The sequence below is a fragment of the Actinomycetospora sp. TBRC 11914 genome, assembly GCF_012933465.1.
Taxonomy (GTDB): Bacteria; Actinomycetota; Actinomycetes; order Mycobacteriales; family Pseudonocardiaceae; genus Actinomycetospora.
Genome location: NZ_JABBND010000002.1, coordinates 171,120 through 190,988 on the forward strand (window position 1 = coordinate 171,120; position 19,869 = coordinate 190,988).

General features: G+C 74.8%; 21 protein-coding genes. 15 read left to right on the forward strand and 6 right to left on the reverse strand.

Annotated elements, in window-relative coordinates:
- Window positions 1-19 precede the first annotated feature (19 nt).
- From HH311_RS06775 to HH311_RS06785, 3 genes are read right to left on the reverse strand one after another with little or no spacing between them, the layout of a single operon-like run.
- Window positions 20-859: an NAD(P)-dependent oxidoreductase gene (locus tag HH311_RS06775; RefSeq protein WP_169182862.1), complete on the reverse strand. Its 840-nt coding sequence runs from the start codon at window positions 857-859 to the stop codon at window positions 20-22.
- A gap of 27 nt (window positions 860-886) precedes the next feature.
- Entirely contained in the window at window positions 887-2,053 is a 1,167-nt protein-coding gene (locus HH311_RS06780) for a glycosyltransferase (protein WP_169182863.1), read from the reverse strand.
- 16 nt (window positions 2,054-2,069) lie between these two features.
- Window positions 2,070-2,789: a polysaccharide deacetylase family protein gene (locus HH311_RS06785; RefSeq protein ID WP_169182864.1), complete on the reverse strand. Its 720-nt coding sequence runs from the start codon at window positions 2,787-2,789 to the stop codon at window positions 2,070-2,072.
- A 265-nt stretch (window positions 2,790-3,054) separates the two neighbouring features.
- Here HH311_RS06785 and HH311_RS06790 point away from each other — a divergent pair, with 265 nt between their 5' ends.
- Window positions 3,055-3,861: a DUF2188 domain-containing protein gene (locus HH311_RS06790; protein WP_169182865.1), complete on the forward strand. Its 807-nt coding sequence runs from the start codon at window positions 3,055-3,057 to the stop codon at window positions 3,859-3,861.
- 52 nt (window positions 3,862-3,913) lie between these two features.
- Complete coding sequence (locus HH311_RS06795; protein WP_169182866.1) at window positions 3,914-4,582, forward strand: LysR substrate-binding domain-containing protein; 669 nt, start codon at window positions 3,914-3,916, stop codon at window positions 4,580-4,582.
- A gap of 13 nt (window positions 4,583-4,595) precedes the next feature.
- On the opposite strand, the gene HH311_RS06800 is transcribed toward HH311_RS06795, so the two are convergent.
- Window positions 4,596-5,354 carry a PaaI family thioesterase gene (locus tag HH311_RS06800; RefSeq protein WP_169182867.1) on the reverse strand — a complete coding sequence of 253 codons (759 nt, stop codon included), beginning with the start codon at window positions 5,352-5,354 and terminating at the stop codon, window positions 4,596-4,598.
- A 217-nt stretch (window positions 5,355-5,571) separates the two neighbouring features.
- Here HH311_RS06800 and HH311_RS06805 point away from each other — a divergent pair, with 217 nt between their 5' ends.
- On the forward strand, window positions 5,572-6,870 hold the full coding sequence (locus HH311_RS06805) for an MFS transporter (RefSeq protein WP_169182868.1): 1,299 nt from the start codon (window positions 5,572-5,574) through the stop codon (window positions 6,868-6,870).
- A gap of 28 nt (window positions 6,871-6,898) precedes the next feature.
- Window positions 6,899-7,651, forward strand: a complete 753-nt coding sequence (locus HH311_RS06810) for an enoyl-CoA hydratase/isomerase family protein (protein ID WP_169182869.1) — start codon at window positions 6,899-6,901, stop codon at window positions 7,649-7,651.
- Here the strand turns inward: HH311_RS06810 and HH311_RS06815 are convergent.
- Window positions 7,603-8,154: a carboxymuconolactone decarboxylase family protein gene (locus tag HH311_RS06815; protein ID WP_169182870.1), complete on the reverse strand. Its 552-nt coding sequence runs from the start codon at window positions 8,152-8,154 to the stop codon at window positions 7,603-7,605. The two genes, HH311_RS06810 and HH311_RS06815, sit on opposite strands and share 49 nt — an antisense overlap.
- The gene (locus HH311_RS06820) at window positions 8,154-8,957 is read right to left on the reverse strand and encodes an IclR family transcriptional regulator (protein WP_169182871.1); all 804 of its coding nucleotides are present in this window, start codon (window positions 8,955-8,957) and stop codon (window positions 8,154-8,156) included. The genes HH311_RS06815 and HH311_RS06820 overlap by 1 nt, the downstream gene beginning before the upstream one ends.
- A 286-nt stretch (window positions 8,958-9,243) precedes the next feature.
- Here HH311_RS06820 and HH311_RS06825 point away from each other — a divergent pair, with 286 nt between their 5' ends.
- From HH311_RS06825 to HH311_RS06875, 11 genes are read left to right on the forward strand one after another with little or no spacing between them, the layout of a single operon-like run.
- Window positions 9,244-10,116 (forward strand): xanthine dehydrogenase family protein subunit M, encoded by an 873-nt coding sequence (locus HH311_RS06825; RefSeq protein ID WP_169182872.1) that lies wholly within the window; start codon window positions 9,244-9,246, stop codon window positions 10,114-10,116.
- The gene (locus tag HH311_RS06830) at window positions 10,113-10,610 is read left to right on the forward strand and encodes a (2Fe-2S)-binding protein (protein WP_169182873.1); all 498 of its coding nucleotides are present in this window, start codon (window positions 10,113-10,115) and stop codon (window positions 10,608-10,610) included. The genes HH311_RS06825 and HH311_RS06830 overlap by 4 nt, the downstream gene beginning before the upstream one ends.
- Window positions 10,607-12,973 carry a xanthine dehydrogenase family protein molybdopterin-binding subunit gene (locus HH311_RS06835; RefSeq protein ID WP_211189765.1) on the forward strand — a complete coding sequence of 789 codons (2,367 nt, stop codon included), beginning with the start codon at window positions 10,607-10,609 and terminating at the stop codon, window positions 12,971-12,973. Before HH311_RS06830 ends, HH311_RS06835 begins: the two co-directional genes overlap by 4 nt.
- A 16-nt stretch (window positions 12,974-12,989) precedes the next feature.
- A complete protein-coding gene (locus tag HH311_RS06840) occupies window positions 12,990-14,495 on the forward strand; it encodes a uracil-xanthine permease family protein (protein ID WP_169182874.1) in 1,506 nt (501 codons plus the stop codon).
- Window positions 14,492-15,241, forward strand: coding sequence for an alpha/beta fold hydrolase (locus HH311_RS06845; RefSeq protein WP_169182875.1), 750 nt, complete (start codon window positions 14,492-14,494; stop codon window positions 15,239-15,241). The genes HH311_RS06840 and HH311_RS06845 overlap by 4 nt, the downstream gene beginning before the upstream one ends.
- Window positions 15,231-15,998 carry an IclR family transcriptional regulator gene (locus HH311_RS06850; protein ID WP_169182876.1) on the forward strand — a complete coding sequence of 256 codons (768 nt, stop codon included), beginning with the start codon at window positions 15,231-15,233 and terminating at the stop codon, window positions 15,996-15,998. Before HH311_RS06845 ends, HH311_RS06850 begins: the two co-directional genes overlap by 11 nt.
- A 25-nt stretch (window positions 15,999-16,023) precedes the next feature.
- Window positions 16,024-17,208, forward strand: a complete 1,185-nt coding sequence (locus HH311_RS06855; protein WP_169182877.1) for a CaiB/BaiF CoA-transferase family protein — start codon at window positions 16,024-16,026, stop codon at window positions 17,206-17,208.
- Window positions 17,205-17,840, forward strand: a complete 636-nt coding sequence (locus HH311_RS06860) for a UbiX family flavin prenyltransferase (protein ID WP_169182878.1) — start codon at window positions 17,205-17,207, stop codon at window positions 17,838-17,840. The genes HH311_RS06855 and HH311_RS06860 overlap by 4 nt, the downstream gene beginning before the upstream one ends.
- Window positions 17,827-18,300 carry a hypothetical protein gene (locus tag HH311_RS06865; protein WP_169182879.1) on the forward strand — a complete coding sequence of 158 codons (474 nt, stop codon included), beginning with the start codon at window positions 17,827-17,829 and terminating at the stop codon, window positions 18,298-18,300. Before HH311_RS06860 ends, HH311_RS06865 begins: the two co-directional genes overlap by 14 nt.
- Window positions 18,297-19,448: a thiolase C-terminal domain-containing protein gene (locus HH311_RS06870; RefSeq protein WP_169182880.1), complete on the forward strand. Its 1,152-nt coding sequence runs from the start codon at window positions 18,297-18,299 to the stop codon at window positions 19,446-19,448. Before HH311_RS06865 ends, HH311_RS06870 begins: the two co-directional genes overlap by 4 nt.
- Window positions 19,448-19,867 (forward strand): Zn-ribbon domain-containing OB-fold protein, encoded by a 420-nt coding sequence (locus HH311_RS06875; protein WP_169182881.1) that lies wholly within the window; start codon window positions 19,448-19,450, stop codon window positions 19,865-19,867. Before HH311_RS06870 ends, HH311_RS06875 begins: the two co-directional genes overlap by 1 nt.
- Window positions 19,868-19,869: the final 2 nt, after the last annotated feature.

Genomic DNA, 19,869 nt, shown 5'->3' on the forward strand with positions numbered 1-19,869 from the left:
GACCTCTCCCGCCGACAATCTAGGGACGGCGCCCCAGCTCGACGACCGCGGTGACGTCGGCGTCGGCCCAACCCTCGTCCGCGACGCGGCGGTAGGCGTCGCGCGCCCCCGCCGTGACCGGGAACGGGGCGCCGTCGGCGGCGAGCCCGAGCGCGTGCGTGAGGTCCTTCGCGCCGAGCGGGGTGGCGAACCAGCCGGCGTGCTCCGGGTCGACCAGGCCGTCGACCCGGTTGAGCAGTCCCGGCGGGAGCATGGGTGACCCGTGCAGCAGGTCGGTGAGCGCGTCGTCCCCGACGCCCGCCGCCCGTCCGAGGCGAACGGTCTCCGCCACCACGGCGAGCCCGGCGAGGAGCATCTGGTTGCTCAGCAGCTTGAGTACCGCCGCCCGCTCGGGGGCCGTGCCCGCGACCGTCGTCGTCGCGAACGCCGCCCACAGCGGGGTCAGCGCCTCGCGGGCGTCGTCGGGCCCTCCGACCATCCACCGCGCCTGCCCGGTCCGCACCGCCTGCGGCGCCCCGAGGATCGGCGCGGCCACGAAGCGGTCGCCGTAGGCCTCGGCGAGCTCGGCCTCGGTCGCCGGCGCCACGGTGGCGGTGTTGACGACGAGGCGGTCGGTCCAGGCCGCGCGCGGCCGACCGTCGGGTCGCGCGACCGCCGTGACGCTCGCGTCGTCGGCGAGGCTGAGGACGACGACGTCCGCCCCCACCGCGTCCGGGTCCCCGAGCACCCGCGCACGCGGCGCGAACGGCGCCGAGCGCTCCGTCGAGCGGTTCCAGACCTCGAGCTCGTGGCCCTCGTCGAGCAGCCGCTCGGCCAGGGCGCTGCCCATGCCGCCGAGCCCGATCACTGCGATGCGCATGCCTCCATCGTCCCCGCCGGACGGTGTTCACGACGGTGCCGTGCGGTCCTTCCACGGCGTGCCGCGCCCGAGGTGGTGGCGCCGCGCGGAGTCGACGGTCATGGCGGCGTAGAGCGCGGCGACCGCGGGCAGCGCGACGCCGCGCCAGCGGGAGAGCCCGTAGAGCCGCAGGACGGGGCCCTGCGTCACCGCCATGGCCGTCCACGCGCCGAGCCCGAGCAGCGCCGGCCGGGGCCGACGCCCGGCCAGCCCGGCGACCGCGGCGGCCGGCGGGACGAGGTAGACCAGACCGAGCCCGACGACGGTGCCCGCGAGCAGCGCCGGCGAGCGGCGCAGCTGCACGTAGGCGCTGCGGGCGACCATGTCCCAGAGGGAGCGGAGGTCGGGGTAGGCCCGGACGCTGCGCACCTCGGGGTCGGGACCGGCCACCCCGAGCCAGGTCCGTGCCCCGGCCCGCTTGACCAGCCGGCCGAGGGCGACGTCGTCGATCAAGGCTCCCCGGACGGCCGCCGGGCCGCCGGCGCGCTCGAGGGCGTCGCGGGCCACCAGCACGCACCCGCCCGCGGCCGCGGCGGTCCGCGACGACGGCCGCGCCACGCGCGGGAACGGGTAGAGCTGGGCGAAGAAGTAGACGAACGCCGGCACGAGCGCCCGCTCCCAGGCCGTCTCGGTGCGCAGCCGGGCCATCACCGACACCAGCTCGCGCCGGTCGGCCAGGGCGTGGGCCACCAGACGGCGCAGCGAGCCCGGGTGGTGGGCGATGTCGGCGTCGGTGAACAGCACCCACCCGCCGTCGTCGTGCCCCGGCGCCCGGAGGCCGTGGTGCAGGGCGTGGACCTTGCCGGCCCAGCCGGGCGGGGGCGGCGGCGCGGCGAGCAGGTGCAGCGGGACCCGGGCGGCGCACCCGTCCGCGACCGCCCGCGCCGTCGTCGTGGTGCCGTCGGTGCTGCCGTCGTCGACGAGCCACACCCCGAGCCGGCCGGGGTAGTCCTGGGCGAGCAGCGTCGGCAGCGTGCGGGGGAGCACCGCCGCCTCGTCGCGGGCGGGCACGACCACGGCCACCGGCGGCCACGCGCTCGGTTCCCGGGGGTGGGCGGGGAGCCGGCTGCCGAAGCGCCAGAAGCCCCCGTGCCCCGCCACCAGGTACGCCCACACGGCCGCCGCCCCCGCGGCCGCGACGTCGATTGCCCTCACCGGGGCAGTCCAGCACTCAGCCGGGGAGGACGAAGGAGTACCCCTGCGCGCGCAGCCACGGGATCAGTTGTGCGACCGCCTGCACGGTCTGGTCCCGGGGGCCGCCGCCGTCGTGGAGGAGGATGACCGACCCGGGACGCACGTGGGTCGCGACGGTGCGGACGATGGCCGCGGTCCCGGGGCGGCTCCAGTCGCGCGGGTCGACCGTCCAGCCGAGGGGCTGCATCCCGTCCCGGGCGGAGAGGCGCACGAGGTTCGGGGTCCAGTTGCCGTCGGGGGCGCGGAAGTAGTCGACGTCGGTCTTCCCCGCGGTGGCCAGGACGTCGCGGCTCGCCCGGAGCTGCTGGTCGATCACCGCCGGCGTGTGGGTCCCGACGGTCGGGTCGTGGGTGATGGTGTGGTCGCAGAGACGGTGCCCGCCGGCGACGACGCGGCGGACGAGCGCCGGTTGGGCGCGGGCCTGCTGGCCGATCTCGCAGAACGTCGCCGTGACGTGGTTGCGCGCGAGCAGCGCGAGGATCTGCGGGGTGTAGCGCGCCGTCGGGCCGTCGTCGAAGGTCAGCGCGACGACCTTCCCCGGGGCGCGGGTGGTGGTCAGCACGGTGGGGGTCACCCGGGGCCGGGCCGGCGCCGACCCCGTGCCGGCCCGCGCCGGGGGTGCGGCGACGCCGGCCGATGCTGCGCCCAGCCCCACGGTGAGGACGACGGCGACGGTCACCCCGAGCAGTACCCGCACTCCGGAGCGGGTGGACCCCACGCGCCGTCGGGGCCGGTCCGACCGCCGCTCGATGACTCCCCGTCGCGTCTCACCCGTCCCACCGGTCACAAGCGTCACACGGTAGGGCGAGCCGATCGCGGGGCAAGCGGGCGCGCCGGTCATCCGGCGCCGGGTGCGGGGCGCCGTGTCCCGCACCACCGAATCCGGGCGGAGACGGACGTGGAACCGGCGCCCGGGACGGGCAGCCCCCTCCGTTCCACCCCGACCGGCGAGGGAGCCCCCGATGTCCGACCGCCACGTGAAGCCCACCGACGAGGGCTGGGCCGTCACGGCCGCCGCCGACGACCACGTCACGGCGCGGACCGCCACCGAGGTCGAGGCGGTGGAGCGCGCGGTGAACATCGTGGCCGACCAGGGCGGTGGGCAGGTCGTCGTGCACGACGCCGAGGGTCAGGTCGTCGAGACCCACCACGTCGACGCCGGGACCGCCGACATCAGCCGCACCGCCGCCGAGATCGCGGAGAGCGCCGGTGTCGAGGGCGCCGTCGAGGCGGTGGAGGCCGTGGTCGGCGACGACGACGAGGGTGTCACCGACGCCGCCGAGGTCCTCGCCGCCGAGCAGGTCGGCCAGGCCCCGGAGTCCGAGACGGTCGGCGGGGCCGACCGGGCCCACGAGGCGGTGGGTGACACCGACGTGCCGGCCACGCTCGAGAACGCCTCCACCGCCCTCGCCGAGCGCACCGGCCACACCCCCGAGGCCGTCCACGCGGTGGGCGGGACCGACGACGCCGACGCGGTGCGCGAGGTCGGGGAGGACGTCGCGGCCGGGGCCGACCGGCTCGCCGGCGTCGGCGCGCGGATCGGTGACGAGGCCGAGGACGCGGCCGACGACCTCGGCCGCCGGGTCCACGACTACACCGAGGCGGCCGCCGCGCCGCTCGACCACCTCGCCCACGCGCTCAACCCGGTCCGCGTCTGCGGCCGTGTCGTCGGTGTCCTCGTCGCCGCCGGCACCTACCTGTTCGGCGTCGGCGCCTCCCGCGGCACCGCGGCCGCCCAGCAGGGCGCCCACCGCGTCGCCGGCCGTTGACCGACCCGTTCCCGACGATCCGATCCTCGTCCCGATCCCTAGGAGGGACCGCATGACCCGGCCCGACGCCACGTCGTACGCCTCGGCCACCGCCGTGGCGGTGGTGGCGAGCAGCATCCCCGGCGAGTTCCTGCTGCCCGACCTCGTCGAGGCGTTCACCGTCGAGCACCCGGAGCTGTCGGTCGACACCGTCGTCGCCGACTCGGCGGCGGTCTTCGCCGCCCTGCGCGACGGGAGCGCCGAGGTCGGGTTCTCGGGGGCGGAGCCCGACGGCGACGACCTCGACGCCGAGGTCGTCGCCGCCGACGAGATCGTCCTCGCGGTACCCCGCGGGCACGCGCTCGACGGACCGGGCCCCGTGACCGTCGACCAGCTGGCCGCGACGCCGCTGGTCGAGCGCGAGGAGGGCTCCGGCACCCGGCGCTCCTTCACCGACGCCCTCGCCGCGCGGGGCACCCCGTTGATCACCGACCAGGAGTGGACGGTCCGCGACTCCAACGAGGGGCTCATCGAGGCGGTGGCCGCGGGGGACGGGGTCGGCGTCGTCAGCTCGTGGGCCCTCGGGCGCCACGGGCGCGACGACGTCCGCGAGGTGCGGCTCGACGGCGACCCCCTCACCCGCTGCCTCTACCTCGTGCTCCGGCACGACGACTCCCTCGGCCCGGCGGCGACCACGTTCGTCGCGCTCGCGCGGGCCCGGGCGCGGCCCCATGGGGTCTGACGGGCCTGAACGGTCAGCGGAACGTCGACGCGGTGGCGCTGCAGCACAGCCGACCGTGCTCGTCCACCAGCTCGGCGCGCCCGACGCGGTGGCGCCGGCCGTCGTGGTCGACGGCGATGCGGCACAGGAGGGGCTCGTCGACCCGGGTCACCGGGCGGACGAAGCTGATCGCGAAGTCCTCGGGGACCATGTCGAAGGCGTAGGAGAGCCCGCGCGCCGCCAGGCCCGCCAGCGCTCCACCCTGGACGAAGCCGGCCGAGTTCAACGACGTCGAGTCGGGCCGGGCGAGCAGCGACGTGCCGCCGTGCGACGGCGGCTCACCGCGGTGGGGCATCAGCAGGCGCCACGGGATCGGGCGGGTGGTGCGGGTCGGGGTGCGTCGGGGGCGGACCTGCACCGCGTCGGCCCGCAGCCCGGCATGTCTCCCGACGCAGCGCGCGACCGGCCGGCCCTGCCGGTCGGTGACCATCGCCGAGCTCAGCCCGACGGCCGGTGAGGCCTGGTCGACCCGGGCGGTGGCGACGAGGTCCTCCCCGGACGAGGGCCGGCCGAGCAGGGCGACCCCCAGGCGCAGGGTCGCGACGTGGTCGCTGGCCGGCAGGGTGCTGAAGTAGGACAGCCCGAGCGCGAAGTCGGTGAGCACGAGCAGGGACTCGAGCAGGCCGTCGCCGCGCAGCGTCGGCATCCGGGCGGTGCAGCCGCCGTGCTCGACGGCGACGAGCTCGGCGTGCGTCGCGGCGTCGACCGGGGCGAGGGGGGTCCCGTCGCTCACGAGCCGGTCCATCACGGCGAGACCGCTCACCTCCTGCGTCACCACCGCGCGATCATCCCTCGCGCGACCAGATTGGGCGCTCCCGGGTGGGACCCTCGCGACCGCCCGACCGCTCCGGCTCCCTTGACGCGTGATCCGCGTGACACCTACCGTCTGTCCTCACAAGGGAACAACTGTTTCGTAGAACGGAACAGGTGCGGACGGCGAGGGAGCCGACATGACCGCCGAGGAACAACGCACACCACCCGTCACCACGGTCGCCGACGCCCCGCGGCCCGTCCCGGACCGCATGACCGGCTACCTGTGGCTGGTCCTCGCCTCGGCGTTCCTCGCCTGGATGTTCGACTCGATCGCGCTGAACGTCTTCAACCTGATCCTCACGCCCAGCATGTCGGAGCTGCTGCACACGCAGTCCCGGACCGTCATCGCGGGCGCCGGCGGGCTGATCGTCGCGATCAAGCTCGTGGCCTGGGGCATCGGCGGGACGTTCTTCGGGGTCCTCACCGACCGCTTCGGCCGGGCCCGGATCATGCTCGTCACGATCGTGATCTACGCGGTGTTCACCGGCCTGAGCGCCGCCGCCCAGAACTGGGGTCAGCTGGCCGTCTGCCAGGGACTCGCCGGCCTGGGGATCGGCGGTGAGTGGTCGGCGGGCGCGGCGCTCCTGGCCGAGAGCCTGCCCGAGCGGCTCCGCTCCCGCCTCATGATCGTCATGCAGCTGGCGTTCTCCGTCGGCTACTTCTTCGCCGCTCTGGTCAACCTCTGGGTCGGGGCGAACTGGCGCTGGGTGCTCGTCTGGTGCGCGGTGCCCGCCGTCGTCGTCATCGTCCTGCGACTGTTCGTCAAGGAGCCCGAGCGCTGGGTCCGGACGACGCGGGCCAGGACCCGGGCACTGGGCAGCTTGCGCCGGCTGTTCGAGCCCGACCTGCGGCGCCGCACCCTCGGCGGCCTGCTCAGCGCGATGTTCCTCATGGTCGGCTCCTTCGCCGCCACGACGTTCGGCCCGTCCTGGATCGTCGAGCTCCTCGGCCCGGGCGCGGCCGCGTCGGCCAGTCACTACGCGAGCTACTTCGCGATGCTGCTCAACGGCGGCGCCGCGCTCGGGTACGTCCTGCTGATCTGGATGACCGACGCGGTGGGGCGCCGCTGGTCCTACTTCGTGTTCGCCCTCGGCTCCCTCGTCACGGCGATCGCCATGTTCACGCTGGTGCACTCCGTCACGGCCGTGCTCGTCGTCGCGCCGATCGCGGGCTTCTTCATGCTGGGCGGCTTCGGGGTGTTCGCGGTCTACCTGCCAGAGCTCTTCCCGACCGAGGTCCGGGCGACCGGACAGGGGCTGTGCTTCAACTTCGCCCGCATCATCACCGGCGTCGGCACCCTGGCCACCGGGCTGCTGGTGGGCACGCTCGGCTCGTACCCCGCGGCGGGCCTCCTGGTCTCGCTCGCGTTCGGGATCGGGCTCTTCACCATCTGGATCGGCCCGGAGACCCGGGGGTGGGGGCTGCGGGACACGTGAGGACGACGACGAGGAGAGGCGGTAGTCGATGACGGGGCAGCTCGTGCGCTACGAGGTCGAGCAGCGGGTCGCGCGGATCCGGTTCACCCGGCCCGAGGAGGCCAACCGCATCACCAGCACGATGATGCGCGAGTTCGCCGACGCACTGGCCCGGGCGGGCGCCGACGGGGCCGATCTCCTGGTCCTCACCGCGGAGGGCCCGGACTTCTCGGTGGGGCGCGACCAGCACGAGGTGCTGCCCCCGGGCACGACCCCGATGGACAACATCGGCCTCATCGTGGAGGCGAACCGGCTCCTCACCGGTTTCCGGGGGGTGACGGTCTGTGCGGCGCAGGGGCGCGCGCTCGGCTTCGGGTGCGGGGTGGTGGTCCAGTGCGACCTCTCGCTGGTCGCCGACACCGCCCTGCTGGGGTTCGACGAGATCCACCACGGGCGGGCACCGTCGTTCGTGATGTCCTACCTCGAGGACTACGTCGGTCCGAAGCGGGCCCTCGACCTGGTCGTCACCGGGCGGCGCGTGTCGGCCGAGGAGGCGGAGCGCTGGGGCATGGTCTCTCGGATCGTGCCCGAGGACCTCCTCGCCGCCTCGACCGAGGCCCTCGTCGAGGGACTGCTGGGCTCACCGGGGGAACTGCTCGCACGCTGCAAGCGCTACCTGCGCGAGGTGCGCACGGTCGACCCGGCGGACCGCCTGGACCACGCGCTCGCGACGTTCCGGCCGCGCGTCGGGGGTCAGTCGGCCCAGCCGAACACCGCGAGCACGCCCGCCAGCAGCCGGTAGTAGCCGACCAGGACCACGAGCTCGAAGAGCTGGTCGGTGCCGAGCAGGCGCGTCGCGTCGTCCGCCACGTCGTCGGGCAGCGCGCCCTCGTCGAGCAGGGCGTGCGCGGCCCGGACGACGACCCGGTCCGCCGCGTCGGCGAGGCGGGGGCTCGGGGTGCGCAGGGAGTCGATCTCCTCCTGGGTCAGCCCGGCGGCCCGGCCGTGGCCGCTGTGGGTCCGCCATTCGTAGGCGCTGTCGCAGCGGTGGGCGACCGTCAACGTGGCGATCTCGCGCCGGCGCGCCGGGAGCACGCCGCGGTAGCGCAGCGCCGCGCCGAGCTCCTGCAGCGGGGTCCCGACGGCGGGCGCGAGGAGCATGGCGTCGAAGGGGCCCCGCAGCGACCCGTCGGGTCCGGCGAGCGCGCCGGAGGCGGCGCGCGGCCCGGAGACGACGGCGTCGTAGAGGCGGCGCTGCGCTTCATCGAGGTCCTCGCGGGTCAGCCGGGGGCGGGACGCCGCCATCAGCGCTCCCCGGCCGGTCCGCCGAGGCGGTAGCCGGCCGAGGTGAGCAGCCCTGACAGGTCCTCGGCGGCCGAGCGGAGTGCCTTGGCGTAGCGGTGCTCGTCGGCCTCGCGGAACCGGTTGTCGGGCATGGTCAGGCAGAGGTCGCCGGCGACGCGCCCGTCGGCGTCGTGGACGGGGACCGCCATGCCCACCGCGCCCGGCGTCCGTTGCCCGTGGGTCAGCGCGTACCCCTGCTCGCGCGCCCGGGCGCAGAACCCCTCGATCGCGTCGACGGTCGTCAGCGTGCCCGGCGTGACGGCGCGCAGTTCGGTGGCCGCGAGGAGCCGCGCGCGTTCCTCGGCGTCGAGGAAGGCGAGGATGCCGAGCCCGACCGCGCCGGCGACGAGCGGGCGCCACGTGTCGAGCTCGACGACGTAGCGCACCGGGTGCGTCGTCTGGACGGCGTCGGTCACCATGACCTCGCCGCGTGTCGGGTCGTAGATCCCCAGCATCGAGGTCTCGTCGACCTCGGCGGCGAGTCGCTCGAGCACCGGGCGCGCCGTGGAGCCGACGGAGAACCGCCCGGCCAGCCGGCCGAGGCGTACGAGCTCGAGGCCGCCGCGATAGGCCCCGTGCTCGTCGCGCCGGACCAGCGCCCGCTCCTCGAAGGTCTGCAGGAGCCGGTGCACGCTGCTCGGGGGCAGTCCTGTCGACCGCGCGATCTCCCGCACGCCGAGCGCGCGTCCGCCGCCGTGCTCGGCCAGCCAGGAGAGCAGGTCGAGCGCGCGGCCGACCGGGTCGCGGGCCTTGCTGGCGGTCATGGAGCCCCGTCCACGTCATCGGATCCCGGACTGGGTGTCCCGCCCAGCGGCTCACCTGTTCGGCTCAAGGAACGCTAGGCCGGGGTCGGGAATCGGTCAAGGACACCACGCCGCCGGCGTGGACGTGGGGATTCCGTGCTTGACACGGGTCACAACGGCGGACGAGCATCGGTTGCGTCAGCGAAACAGGTGTTTCGCTCGACGGAACACCGCTCTCGGCGGTGTCCGCCATCCACCAGGACGACCGGGCGCGGCGCGACGCTCCGCCCGCCCTCGGGAGGCACGTGTGAAGCCACCGGCGTTCGCGTACCACCGGCCGGAGACGGTCGGGGAGGCGCTGGACCTGCTCGCCGAGCTCGGGGAGGAGGCGAAGATCCTGGCGGGCGGGCAGAGCCTCGTCCCGCTGATGAACTTCCGGCTGGCCGTGCCGGCCCACGTCGTCGACGTCAACGGACTGACCGAGCTCACGCTGTCCGCCCAGAGGGGCGGGGTGCTGCGCCTCGGCGCCCTCACCCGCCACCGCGAGCTGGAGCGCTCGCCGCTGGTGGCCGGAGCCGCCCCGCTCCTGGCGGCCGCGGCGCCCTTCATCGGCCACCCGCAGATCCGCTCGATGGGCACCCTCGGCGGGAGCCTCTCGCACGCCGACCCGTCCGCGGAGCTCCCCGGCTGCGTCCTCGCCCTCGACGCGACCGTCGTCGCGGCCAGCGCCCGGGGCGAGCGCCGCATCCCCGCCGGCGAGTTCTTCGCGTCGCACTTCACGACCACCCTCGAGAGCGACGAGCTCCTGGTCGCCGTCGAGGTGCCGGTGCCGGCGGGGCGCGTCGGGTGCGCGTTCACCGAGGTGGCCGCCCGGCACGGCGACTTCGCGCTCGCCGGCGCCGCGGCCGTGGTCACGCTGGACGACGCCGGCGTGGTCACGGACGCCCGGGTGGTGTGTGCGGCCGTCGCCCCCACCCCGGTGCGCGTCGCCGCGGCGGAGAAGCTCCTGACGGCGGGCCTGCCCGGCGGGCTGACCGAGGTGGAGACGGCGGTGCAGGACTCCCTCGACCCGACCCCCGAGCTCAAGGTCTCGGCCCGGTACAAGCGGCGGACCGCGGGCGTGCTGGCCCGCCGGGCCGTCGAGGCCGCCCTGGCGGACGCGGAAGGACGCGCGGCATGACGACGAGCACCACGACCCACACCATCGACCTCACCGTCAACGGCATCCCGCGGCAGGTGACCGTCGAACCCCGCACCCTGCTGGCGGACACGTTGCGCACCCAGCTGCGGCTCACCGGCACCCACCTCGGCTGCGAGCACGGGGTCTGCGGCGCGTGCACCGTCCTGGTCGACGGCGAGCCCGCCCGCTCGTGCCTGCTGTTCACCGTCTCCCTCGTGGGGCGGTCGGTGGAGACGGTGGAGTCGCTCGAGGAGCCCGGCGGCCGGCTCAACCCCCTGCAGCAGAGCTTCCAGGACCACCACGGCCTGCAGTGCGGCTTCTGCACCCCCGGCATCCTCATGTCGCTGACCGCGCTGCTCCGCGACGAGCCGCACCCCGACGAGGGCCGGGTGCGCGACCAGGTGCAGGGCCACATCTGCCGCTGCACCGGCTACCAGCAGCTCGTCGACGCGGCGCTGGCCGTCTCCGACGAGGACGCGGAGGTGGCCCCGTGATCGGCCAGAGCACGAAGCGCCGGGAGGACCTGCGCCTGCTGCGGGGCCGCGGGCAGTACGTCGACGACCTCGACCTGCCCGGTGTGGCGTCCATGGCGGTGGTGCGGAGCACCCAGCCCCACGCCCGCATCCTCGGCATCGACACCGCCGAGGCGGCGGCCGCGCCCGGTGTCGTCGGGGTCTTCACCGCGGCGGACCTGGCCGAGATCAACCAGCCGTGGCCGGTGCACCTGTCCAACGCGGCGCTGCGCCCGAACGAGCAGCGGACCCTGCCGGTGGACAAGGTGCGCTACGTCGGCGAGCTGGTGGCCGTGGTCGTCGCGGAGACCCGCTACCAGGCCGAGGACGCGTGCGAGCTGGTCGCCGTCGACTACGAGCCGCTGCCGGGCTCCGGGCACCTGTCGGTGTCCCGCGACCTCCCGGTGCCCATCCACGAGGACCTCGGCGACAACGTGGCGGCGCACGCCGTGCAGACCACCGGCGACGTCGACGCCGCGCTGGCCGGGGCGCCCCGGGTGCTGCGCGAGACCTTCTCGATCAACCGGGGCGGCGGGCACTCGATGGAGGGCCGGGCCGTCGCCGCACGCTACGACCGCGCCCTGGGCCAGTTCCTCGTCTGGGACGCCACCCAGGTCCCGCACCAGGCGCGGGCGCTCATGGCCGAGCTCTACGGCGTGCCCCAGGACCGGGTCCGGGTGATCGCCCCGCCCGACGTCGGCGGTGGTTTCGGGCCGAAGGCGGGCAAGTACCCCGAGGAGATCCTCGTCCCCTGGCTCGCCAAGCTGCTCGACCGGCCGGTGAAGTTCGTCGAGGACCGCTACGAGCACTTCGTGTCCTGCACCCAGGAGCACCTCCAGCTCCACCGCGTCGAGGTCGCCTACGACGACGACGGGATGCTGCTGGGCCTGCGGGACGTCTTCGAGCACGACACCGGCGCCTACGCGAGCTCGTTGATCGTCCCGCTCATCGCCGGGACCACCGTGCCCGGCCCCTACCGCATCCCGGCCCTGCACATCGAGTTCACCTCGTGGTTCACGAACAAGGTGCCCTCCAGCGCCGTCCGCGGAGCGGGCCGCCCCCAGGGGGTGTTCGTGATGGAGCGGGTGATGGACCGCATCGCCGACGACCTCGGCCTCGACCCCGCCGAGGTCCGGGCCCGCAACCTCATCCCGGCCGACGCCTTCCCCTACCCGGTCGGGCTGACCTTCCGCGACGGGAGCCCGCTGACCTACGACAGCGGCAACTACCCGGGCCTGCTCGAGAAGGGCATGGCGGAGATCGACTACGCCGGCCAGCGCGAGCGGCAGGCGCAGCGCCGGCGCGAGGGCGCGCTGCGGGGGATCGGCGTCTCGGTCGCGGTGGAGGGCGTCGGGCTGGGCCCGTTCGAGGGCGCCACCGTCCGCATGGAGTCGACCGGGCGGGTGACCGTCGTCCTCGGCGCCCCGCCGCAGGGGCAGGGCTTCGAGACCACCTACGCGCAGATCTGCGCCGACGCCCTGGGCGTCGACCAGGACACCGTCGACGTCGTCACCGGCGACACCGGGACGATCGCCTACGGCGTGGGGACGTTCGCCAGCCGGGTGATGGCCACGGCCGGGCCGGCCACCGCCGCCGGGGCCCGGGAGGTGCGCGACAAGCTGTTCCGCTCGGTGGCCGCGGTGCTGGAGGCCTCGCCGGAGGACCTCGAGATCCGCGACGGCGCCGTGGCGGTCCGCGGCACCGACGTCGCGATGCCCCTCGCGCAGGCGGCGCGGATGTCGAACGTCGGTGCGCCTGGGGTCACCATGCCGGCCGGCACGGTCGCCGGGCTGACCGCCACCGCGTACTTCAACCCCGCGAGCGCGGGCTACTCCAGCAGCGTCCAGATCTGCGTGGTCGAGGTCGACGCGGAGACCGGCGAGGTCGAGATCGTCGACTGGGTGGTCGGCCACGACTGCGGCACCGTCATCAACCCGCTCCTCGTGGAGGGCCAGGTCCTCGGGGGCGTCGCCCACGGCCTGAGCAACGCGCTGTACGAGGAGTCGCTCTACACCGACGAGGGCGTCCCGGTCACCACGTCGTTCCTCGACTACCCGATCCCGTCGGCCCGCGAGCTGCCACGGATCCGGCTCTACGACCAGCAGACCCCGAGCCCGCTGAACCCGCTGGGGGTCAAGGGCGCCGGCGAGGCCGGGACGCTCGGGGTGCCCGCGGTGATCGTCTCGGCGGTCGAGGACGCGCTGCGGCCGCACGGCGTCCGGATCGACACCTGCCCCCTCTCGCCCGGGCTGCTGGGCGACCTGATCTCCGATGCACAGACCGATGCACAGAACGAGGCACGGACCGAGGCACGAACCGACACCGCCGCGACGGCGGGGATCTGAGCGGGAGGCGGACGCCATGGTGCACAGCGACGACACCAGCGGTCCGACGCGGACCCCGGGACCGGCGGCGGACCCGCCGGGCCCGGGCGGCGCGACGGCGACGGAGCCGACGGGGCCGACGGAGCCGGCGGGGGAGACCGTCCCGCCCTCCGTGCTCGAGGTGCCCTTCGACGGCCGCGTCGGTCCGGTGCAGACCGGCGTCATGGCGATCCAGAACGTGTTCGCCATCGTCGGGATGTTCCTGTTCCCCGCGGTGCTCGGCACCAGCCTGGGACTGCGTCCCGACGCGATCGCCGCACTCTACGGCGCGACGTTCGTCGTCACGGGGCTCGGTACCGTGCTCCAGGCGGTGATGGGGCTGCGGCTCCCGATCGTGCTGGGCCCCTGGGCCGCGACGCTCGCCGGCCTCGTCGCCGCGGGGAAGGTCGCCGGGCCCGGCGCGGCGTTCGGCTCGCTCTTCGTCGCGGCGCTGGTCTGGGTGGTGCTCTCCCTGCCGGTGCGGGGCATCTCGGTCGTCGGCTACCTGGGCCGGTCGTTCCGCGACCCGATGCTCTACGGCGGCGTCGTGCTCATCGCGATGACCAGCCTGACCACGGTCACCGTCACCAACTGGCTGGGCACCCCGGGGCGGCCCGGCTTCGGGCCGGCGGCCTGGGTCGGCGGCGCGGTCGCCCTGCTCGTCAGCTTCGCGATCCTCGCGCTGGTCCGCGGGCCGTTGCGGTCGATGGCGATGCTGTGCGGGATCGCGCTCGGCACGATCGTCTACGCGTTCTTCACCCCGATCTCGTTCGCCCGCGTCGCCTCCTCCCCGTGGGTGTTCACCCCGCACCTGTTCCCGTTCGGGCTCTCGGTGAGCCCGCTGCTCGTGGTGCTGTTCTTCCTCCTGCTGATGACCGGCGTGACCAACTCGCTGGCCCTCTACAACGTCGCCGCGGAGTGGGGCGGGGTGGCGCTGCGCGGTCGGCGGATGGCCTGGGGCATCTTCGGCCAGAGCATCGCCACGGCCGTCGGCGCCGTCCTGGGCACCTTCTCCACGACCGTCTACCCGGACAACCTCGCCATCGTGCGGACCAGCCGGATCGGCAGCCGGTGGGTGACGTTCTGGGCCGGGCTGATCCTCCTCGTCGGCGGCTTCGTCTCGAAGTTCGACGAGATCTTCGTCAGCCTCCCGAGCAACGTCATCGCGGCCGCCGCGGTCGTCCTGTTCGGTGTCATCGCCGCCTCGGGGCTGGAGTCGATGAGCCGCGTGCGGTGGGACCAGCTCAACTTCCTCGTGTTCGGGCCCGCGTTCCTGCTCTCGATCGGCGGGCTGTTCATCAGCGAGCCGACCCTCGCCGCGTTCCCGCTGGTGGTGCGCCAGATCCTCACCCAGCCGCTGTTCACCGGGCCGGTGCTGCTGTTCGCGTCGTACCTGCTGGTCGAGAAGCTGATCCGCCCGCGTCAGGCCGCCCGTGCGGCCCGCCGCGCCGGCCGGCCGGAGGTCACCGTGCCCGCCGGCGAGGAGAGGATGACCCCGGCGTGAGCACCCTCTACCTCCACGCCGTCGGCCTCGACGGCCACGTGTGGGACGACGTCACCGCCGCCCTGGCCGACCACGACGCGCTCGTGCCGGACCTCCCCGGGCACGGTGCGGAACCGGCCCTGCCCGGGCCGGTCACGCTCGCCGCGCTCGTCGACCACCTCGCCGCGCTGGTGGACGCGCACGGCGACGGTCCGGTCGACGTCGTCGGGCTCTCGCTGGGCAGCATGCTCGCCCAGCAGCTCGCCGTGCACCGCCCGGACCGTGTCCGTTCCCTCGTGCTGGCCTGCGGCGGCATGGCCACCGATCCGGAGGTCTCGCGGGGGCGGGCGGCCACCACCCGCGAGGAGGGGATGGCGCCGACGGTGCCCACGACGCTGCGGCGGTGGTTCAGCCCCGAGGCGCTGGCCACCCCCGACCATCCCGGGGTGGCCTACGCGCGGCGGCGGCTGCTGACCGACGACCCCCGCGTGGTCGCGGAGTGCTGGGACGCCATGGCCTCCCACGACCTGCGGGAGGCCCTCGGCGGCATCCACGCCCCCACCACCGTCGTCGCCGCGTCCGGCGACGCCTCCGTGCCCCCGGCCGCGATGCGGGCGGTCGCGGAGCGCGTCCCCGACGCCCGGTACGTCGAGATCGCGGGCCCGCACATCGTCGTCCTCGAGAACGCCGCCGCCTTCGCCCGGGTGCTCGAGGAGCACCGGTCGCGGGTCGGGGCGCGGGTGGGGTCGGGCCGCCATGGATCGTGATCCCGTCGGTAAGGCGCTGACGGTGCTGCTCGCGCTCGCCGACCGGCCCACCGCGCCGTGGAGCGTCCGGCAGTTCGCCCGCGAGCTCGACACGTCGCCCGCGACGATCCACCGGATCTTCTCGACGTTCGAGACGCGCGACCTGCTGGCCCGCGACGACGACGGCGCCTACCGGCCCGGCGCGGGGCTCTTCCGGCTGTGTCGCGCGGTGCAGGACAACCTGTCGCCGGTGGGCCTCGCCCACCGGCACCTCGAGGCGCTGGCGCGCGACTCCGGGGAGGCCGCGCTGTTCGGCGCCTACGAGCCGACCCGGCACGAGATGATGTTCGTCGACGTCGTGCAGTCGACGCATCCCCTGCACTACGACGTCGGGGTCTACCGCTGGATCCCCGTCCACGCGGGCGCGACGGGGCTCGCGATCCTGGCGTTCCTGCCCGAGGCCGAGCGGGCCGAGGTGTACCGCCATGGGCTGCCGTCGGTCACGGCGGCCACGCTGACCTCCGAGGAGGCCGTGGAGCGGGAGTGCGCCCGCATCCGCGAGCGCGGCTACGCGATCTCGGCGGGCCAGCGTCTCGGCGGGGCCGTCGGGATCGCCGCGCCGGTCTTCGAGGGCCCCGGCCGGGTCCTCGGCGACATCGCCGTCACCGTCCCGGACCAGCGCTTCGAGCCCTCGTGGGAGGAACCGCTGGCCGAGGCGGTGCTGGCGACGGCGAGCCGGGTCGGCGAGGAGCTGCAGAGGGGCGACGACCGTGGTTGAGCGTCCGCACACGTCGGGAGGACACGTGGTCGATCCATCAGCCGGTCCGGAGGGCTCCGGTCCGCTCCGGGGCATCGTCGTGGTCGACCTGACCCAGCACCTGGCCGGGCCGTTCGCCACCCAGATCCTCGGTGACCTCGGGGCCCGCGTCATCAAGGTCGAGCCGCCCTCCGGCGACCCGACCCGGTTCATCGGGCCGCACTTCGTCGACGGCGACAGCGCCTACTACCTCAGCGTCAACCGCAACAAGGAGAGCGTCGTCATCGACCTCAAGACCGAGGCGGGCCGGGACTCCCTGCTCCGCCTGGTCGACGCGGCCGACGCGGTGGTGGAGAACTTCCGGCCCGGCACGCTCGAGAAGCTCGGCGTCGGCGCCGACCTGCTGCGCGCCCGCAACCCGCGGTTGGTCGTCACCTCGCTGACCGGGTTCGGGCTCGACGGCCCGTACCGCGACCGGCCCGCGTTCGACATGATCGTGCAGGCGCTCGGCGGCGGCATGTCGCTCACCGGCGAGATCGGGGGCAGCCCGGTGCGCTCCGGGCTCCCCATCGGCGACCTGTGCGCCGGCATGAACGCCGCGCTGGTCACCCTGGCCGGTCTGCTGCGTGCCGAGCGGGCGGACGAGGGCTCGCGCGCGGACGTCGCCATGCTCGACACCCAGGTCTCCCTGCTGAGCTACGTGGCCAGCTACTACCTGGCCGGCGGGGAGGTCCCCGGCCTCCAGGGTCGCCAGCACATGAGCATCCCGACCTACCGGGCCCTGCAGTGCGCCGACCGCGACATCGTCATCACCGCCAACACCCCGCGCATGTGGGTCGGGCTGTGCCGGGCGCTGGACCTCCCCGCCCTGCCCGACGACCCCCGGTTCGCCACCAACGACGACCGACGGGCACACCGCGTCGAGCTGGCGGCCCTCCTGGAGCCCGCCGCCCGGCGACTCACCGCCGCGGAGCTGCTGGCACGACTGGCGGCAGAGGGCGTCCCGTCGGCGCCGATCAACACCGTCGACGCCACCCTCGCCGACCCCCAGGTCCGGGCCCGCGGCATGGTCGTCGAGCAGCCCCGGGGCGACGCGACCCTGCGTGCCGTGGGGAACCCACTCAAGATCTCCGACGGACGTCGGGAGCACCGGGCGCCGCCGCGCCTCGGCGAGGACACCGACGAGGTCCTCGGCACGCTCGCGGGACGACCCGCGCGGAGCGCGTCGTGAGCGGACCGGCGACGAACGGCCGGCCCGAGCGGCTCGTCGTCGGCATCTCCGGGTCCAGCGCGCCCCAGCTCGGGGCCACTGTGCTCCGCGCCCTGCAGGCCGTCCCCTCGGTCGAGACCCACCTGGTGCTCTCGGCCGGCGCGCGCCGCAGCATCCCCGCCGAGATGGGCGTGGGCCCGGAGGCCCTCGAGGCCATGGCCGACGTCGTCCACCGCCCGGAGGACCTGGGTGCGGCCGTCTCCTCCGGGTCGTTCCGGACGCTCGGGATGGTCATCGTGCCCTGCTCGATGCGCACCCTGGCGGCGGTCGCGACCGGCAACACGACCGACCTGCTCACCCGGGCCGCCGACGTCTGCCTCAAGGAGCGCCGCCGGCTGGTGCTGGTCACCCGGGAGACGCCGCTGAACCTCGTGCACCTGCGCAACATGGAGACCGTCACGCTCGCGGGCGGGGTCGTGCTGCCGCCCGTCCCCGCGTTCTACCACCAGCCGCGGACGATCCAGGACCTCCTGGACCACACCGCCGGCAAGGTCCTCGACCTGTTCGACCTGCCCCACGTCCTCTACCGCCGGTGGACCGGCACGCCGGAATCGGCGGAGGTCCGGGAAGGCGTGGCGGATGCTCCCCGATGAGGTCCTCGCGCTGCTCGCCGGCCGACCGGTCCCCGGCCGGTGGGACCCGGTGATCCCGCTGCTCACCACCGACCCCGACGGCGTCCCCCGGATCTGTCTGCTGTCCCGCGCCGAGCTCGACGTGGGACGGCACGTCGTGCGGTGCGCGGTCCGGAGCCGGCGGACCTCGGCGAACCTGCGGCGCGGCGGCCCCGCGGTGCTGCTGGTGGTGGGCGCGACGACGAGCTTCTCGGTGCGGGCCCGCGTGGGGCGCACCGTCCACGACGACGGCGGTCTCGGTGCCGAGCTCGTCGTCACCGAGGTCGAGGCGGACAGCCTCGGCATCCCCCTGAGGTCCATGGGCTTCCAGGTCGACGAGGGCCTCGCCCGCGCCGAGCGCTGGGACGACAACGAGGCGCTGTTCGCGCGGCTGGCCACCCCGGAGGCGGCCGCGCTCGGCGGAGAGGAGACGTCGGCATGAGCACCACCACGGAGTCCCCGACGCGCGGCGCGGTCGCCGTCGTCGGGGTCGGCAGCACCGCGCAGGGACAGTTCCCCGGCCGGTCGGCCAACGAGATCGCCGTCGAGGCGATCGAGCTGGCGCTCGCCGACGCCGGCCTCGAGAAGTCCGACGTCGACGGTCTGATCACGTGCCAGAACCTGCGGTCGCGGGCCGGTACGGACGAGCAGATCGGCCTGCTCGCCGGCCTGAACCCCGCCTTCAGCGCCACCCTCGACTACGGGACCGGCAACTTCTCGCTCCACCTCGCCGTCATGGCCGTGACCTCGGGTCTCGCCTCGACGATCGTGCTCTGCTACGGGACCAACCAGCGCTCGGCGAAGGCCGACTTCGGCGTGGCGGTCGGCGGCGGCGCCGACTTCGCCACGCTCAGCGGCCTGGTGCACGTGGCCGGGCCGGCCGCGATGGCCTTCCGGCGCCACCAGCACCTCTACGGCACGACCGAGGAGCAGCTGGCCCACGTGGCCGTCGCGCAGCGGGAGTGGGCGCAGCGCAACCCGGCGGCCATCTTCCGGGACCCGCTGACCGTCGAGGACTACCTGGCCTCGCCCTACCTGGTCGCGCCGCTGCGGCGGCCCGACCTCACGATGATCTCCGACGGCGGTGCCGCCCTCGTCGTAACCAGTGCCGACCGGGCCCGCGACCGTCCGAAGTCCCCCGTCTACGTGCTCGGCATGGCCGAGCAGACGGCGCTGCGCGGGGACGCGAACCCGGACAACCTGACGCGGCCGTGGCTGGGCGACGTGGCGGGTCGGCTGTGGTCGTCCTCGGGCGTGCGGCCCGACGACGTCGACCTCCTCTACATCCAGGACGCCACGTCGGTCTGGGTGCTGCAGATGCTCGAGTGGTACGGCTTCTGCAAGCTCGGGGAGGGCGGCCCGTTCCTGGCCGAGGGCCGCACGCGCCCGGGTGGCTCCCTGCCCGTCAACACCAACGGCGGCCAGCTCTCGGAGAGCTACATGTGGGGGTGGCTGCACCTCTGCGAGGCAGTCCGTCAGCTGCGCGGCGAGTGCGGCGACCGGCAGGTCGCGTCGCCGAGCATCGCCGTCGACTGCTCGTCCCACGACTTCCTGAAGGGAGCGGCGTCGATCCTCTCGACGCACCAGTGATGACCACCGACTACGCCGGGCCCCTGCCCGACACCACCGATCCCCTCACCGGCCCGCACTGGGCAGCCGCGCGCGACGGCCGGCTCGCCGCCCAGTGCTGCGCCCGCTGCGGCGCCCTGCGCTGGCAGCCGGCCCCGATCTGCCCCGAGTGCCTCCAGGCCGGTGGCGACTGGGTCGACCTCGCGGGCACCGGCACGATCTGGAGCTTCGCGGTCTACCACCGGGCAATGGGCCCGGCCTTCCGTGACGCGGTGCCCTACACCGTCGCCATGGTCGAGCTCGACGAGGGCCCGCGCATGGTCGGCATGCTCACCGACGCCGCCGACGACGGCTCGGACGTCACCATCGGCCAGCGGGTCCGGGCCTCCTACGAGCCGGTCACCGACGACGTCACCCTGGTGCGCTGGGTGCGCGCCTGACC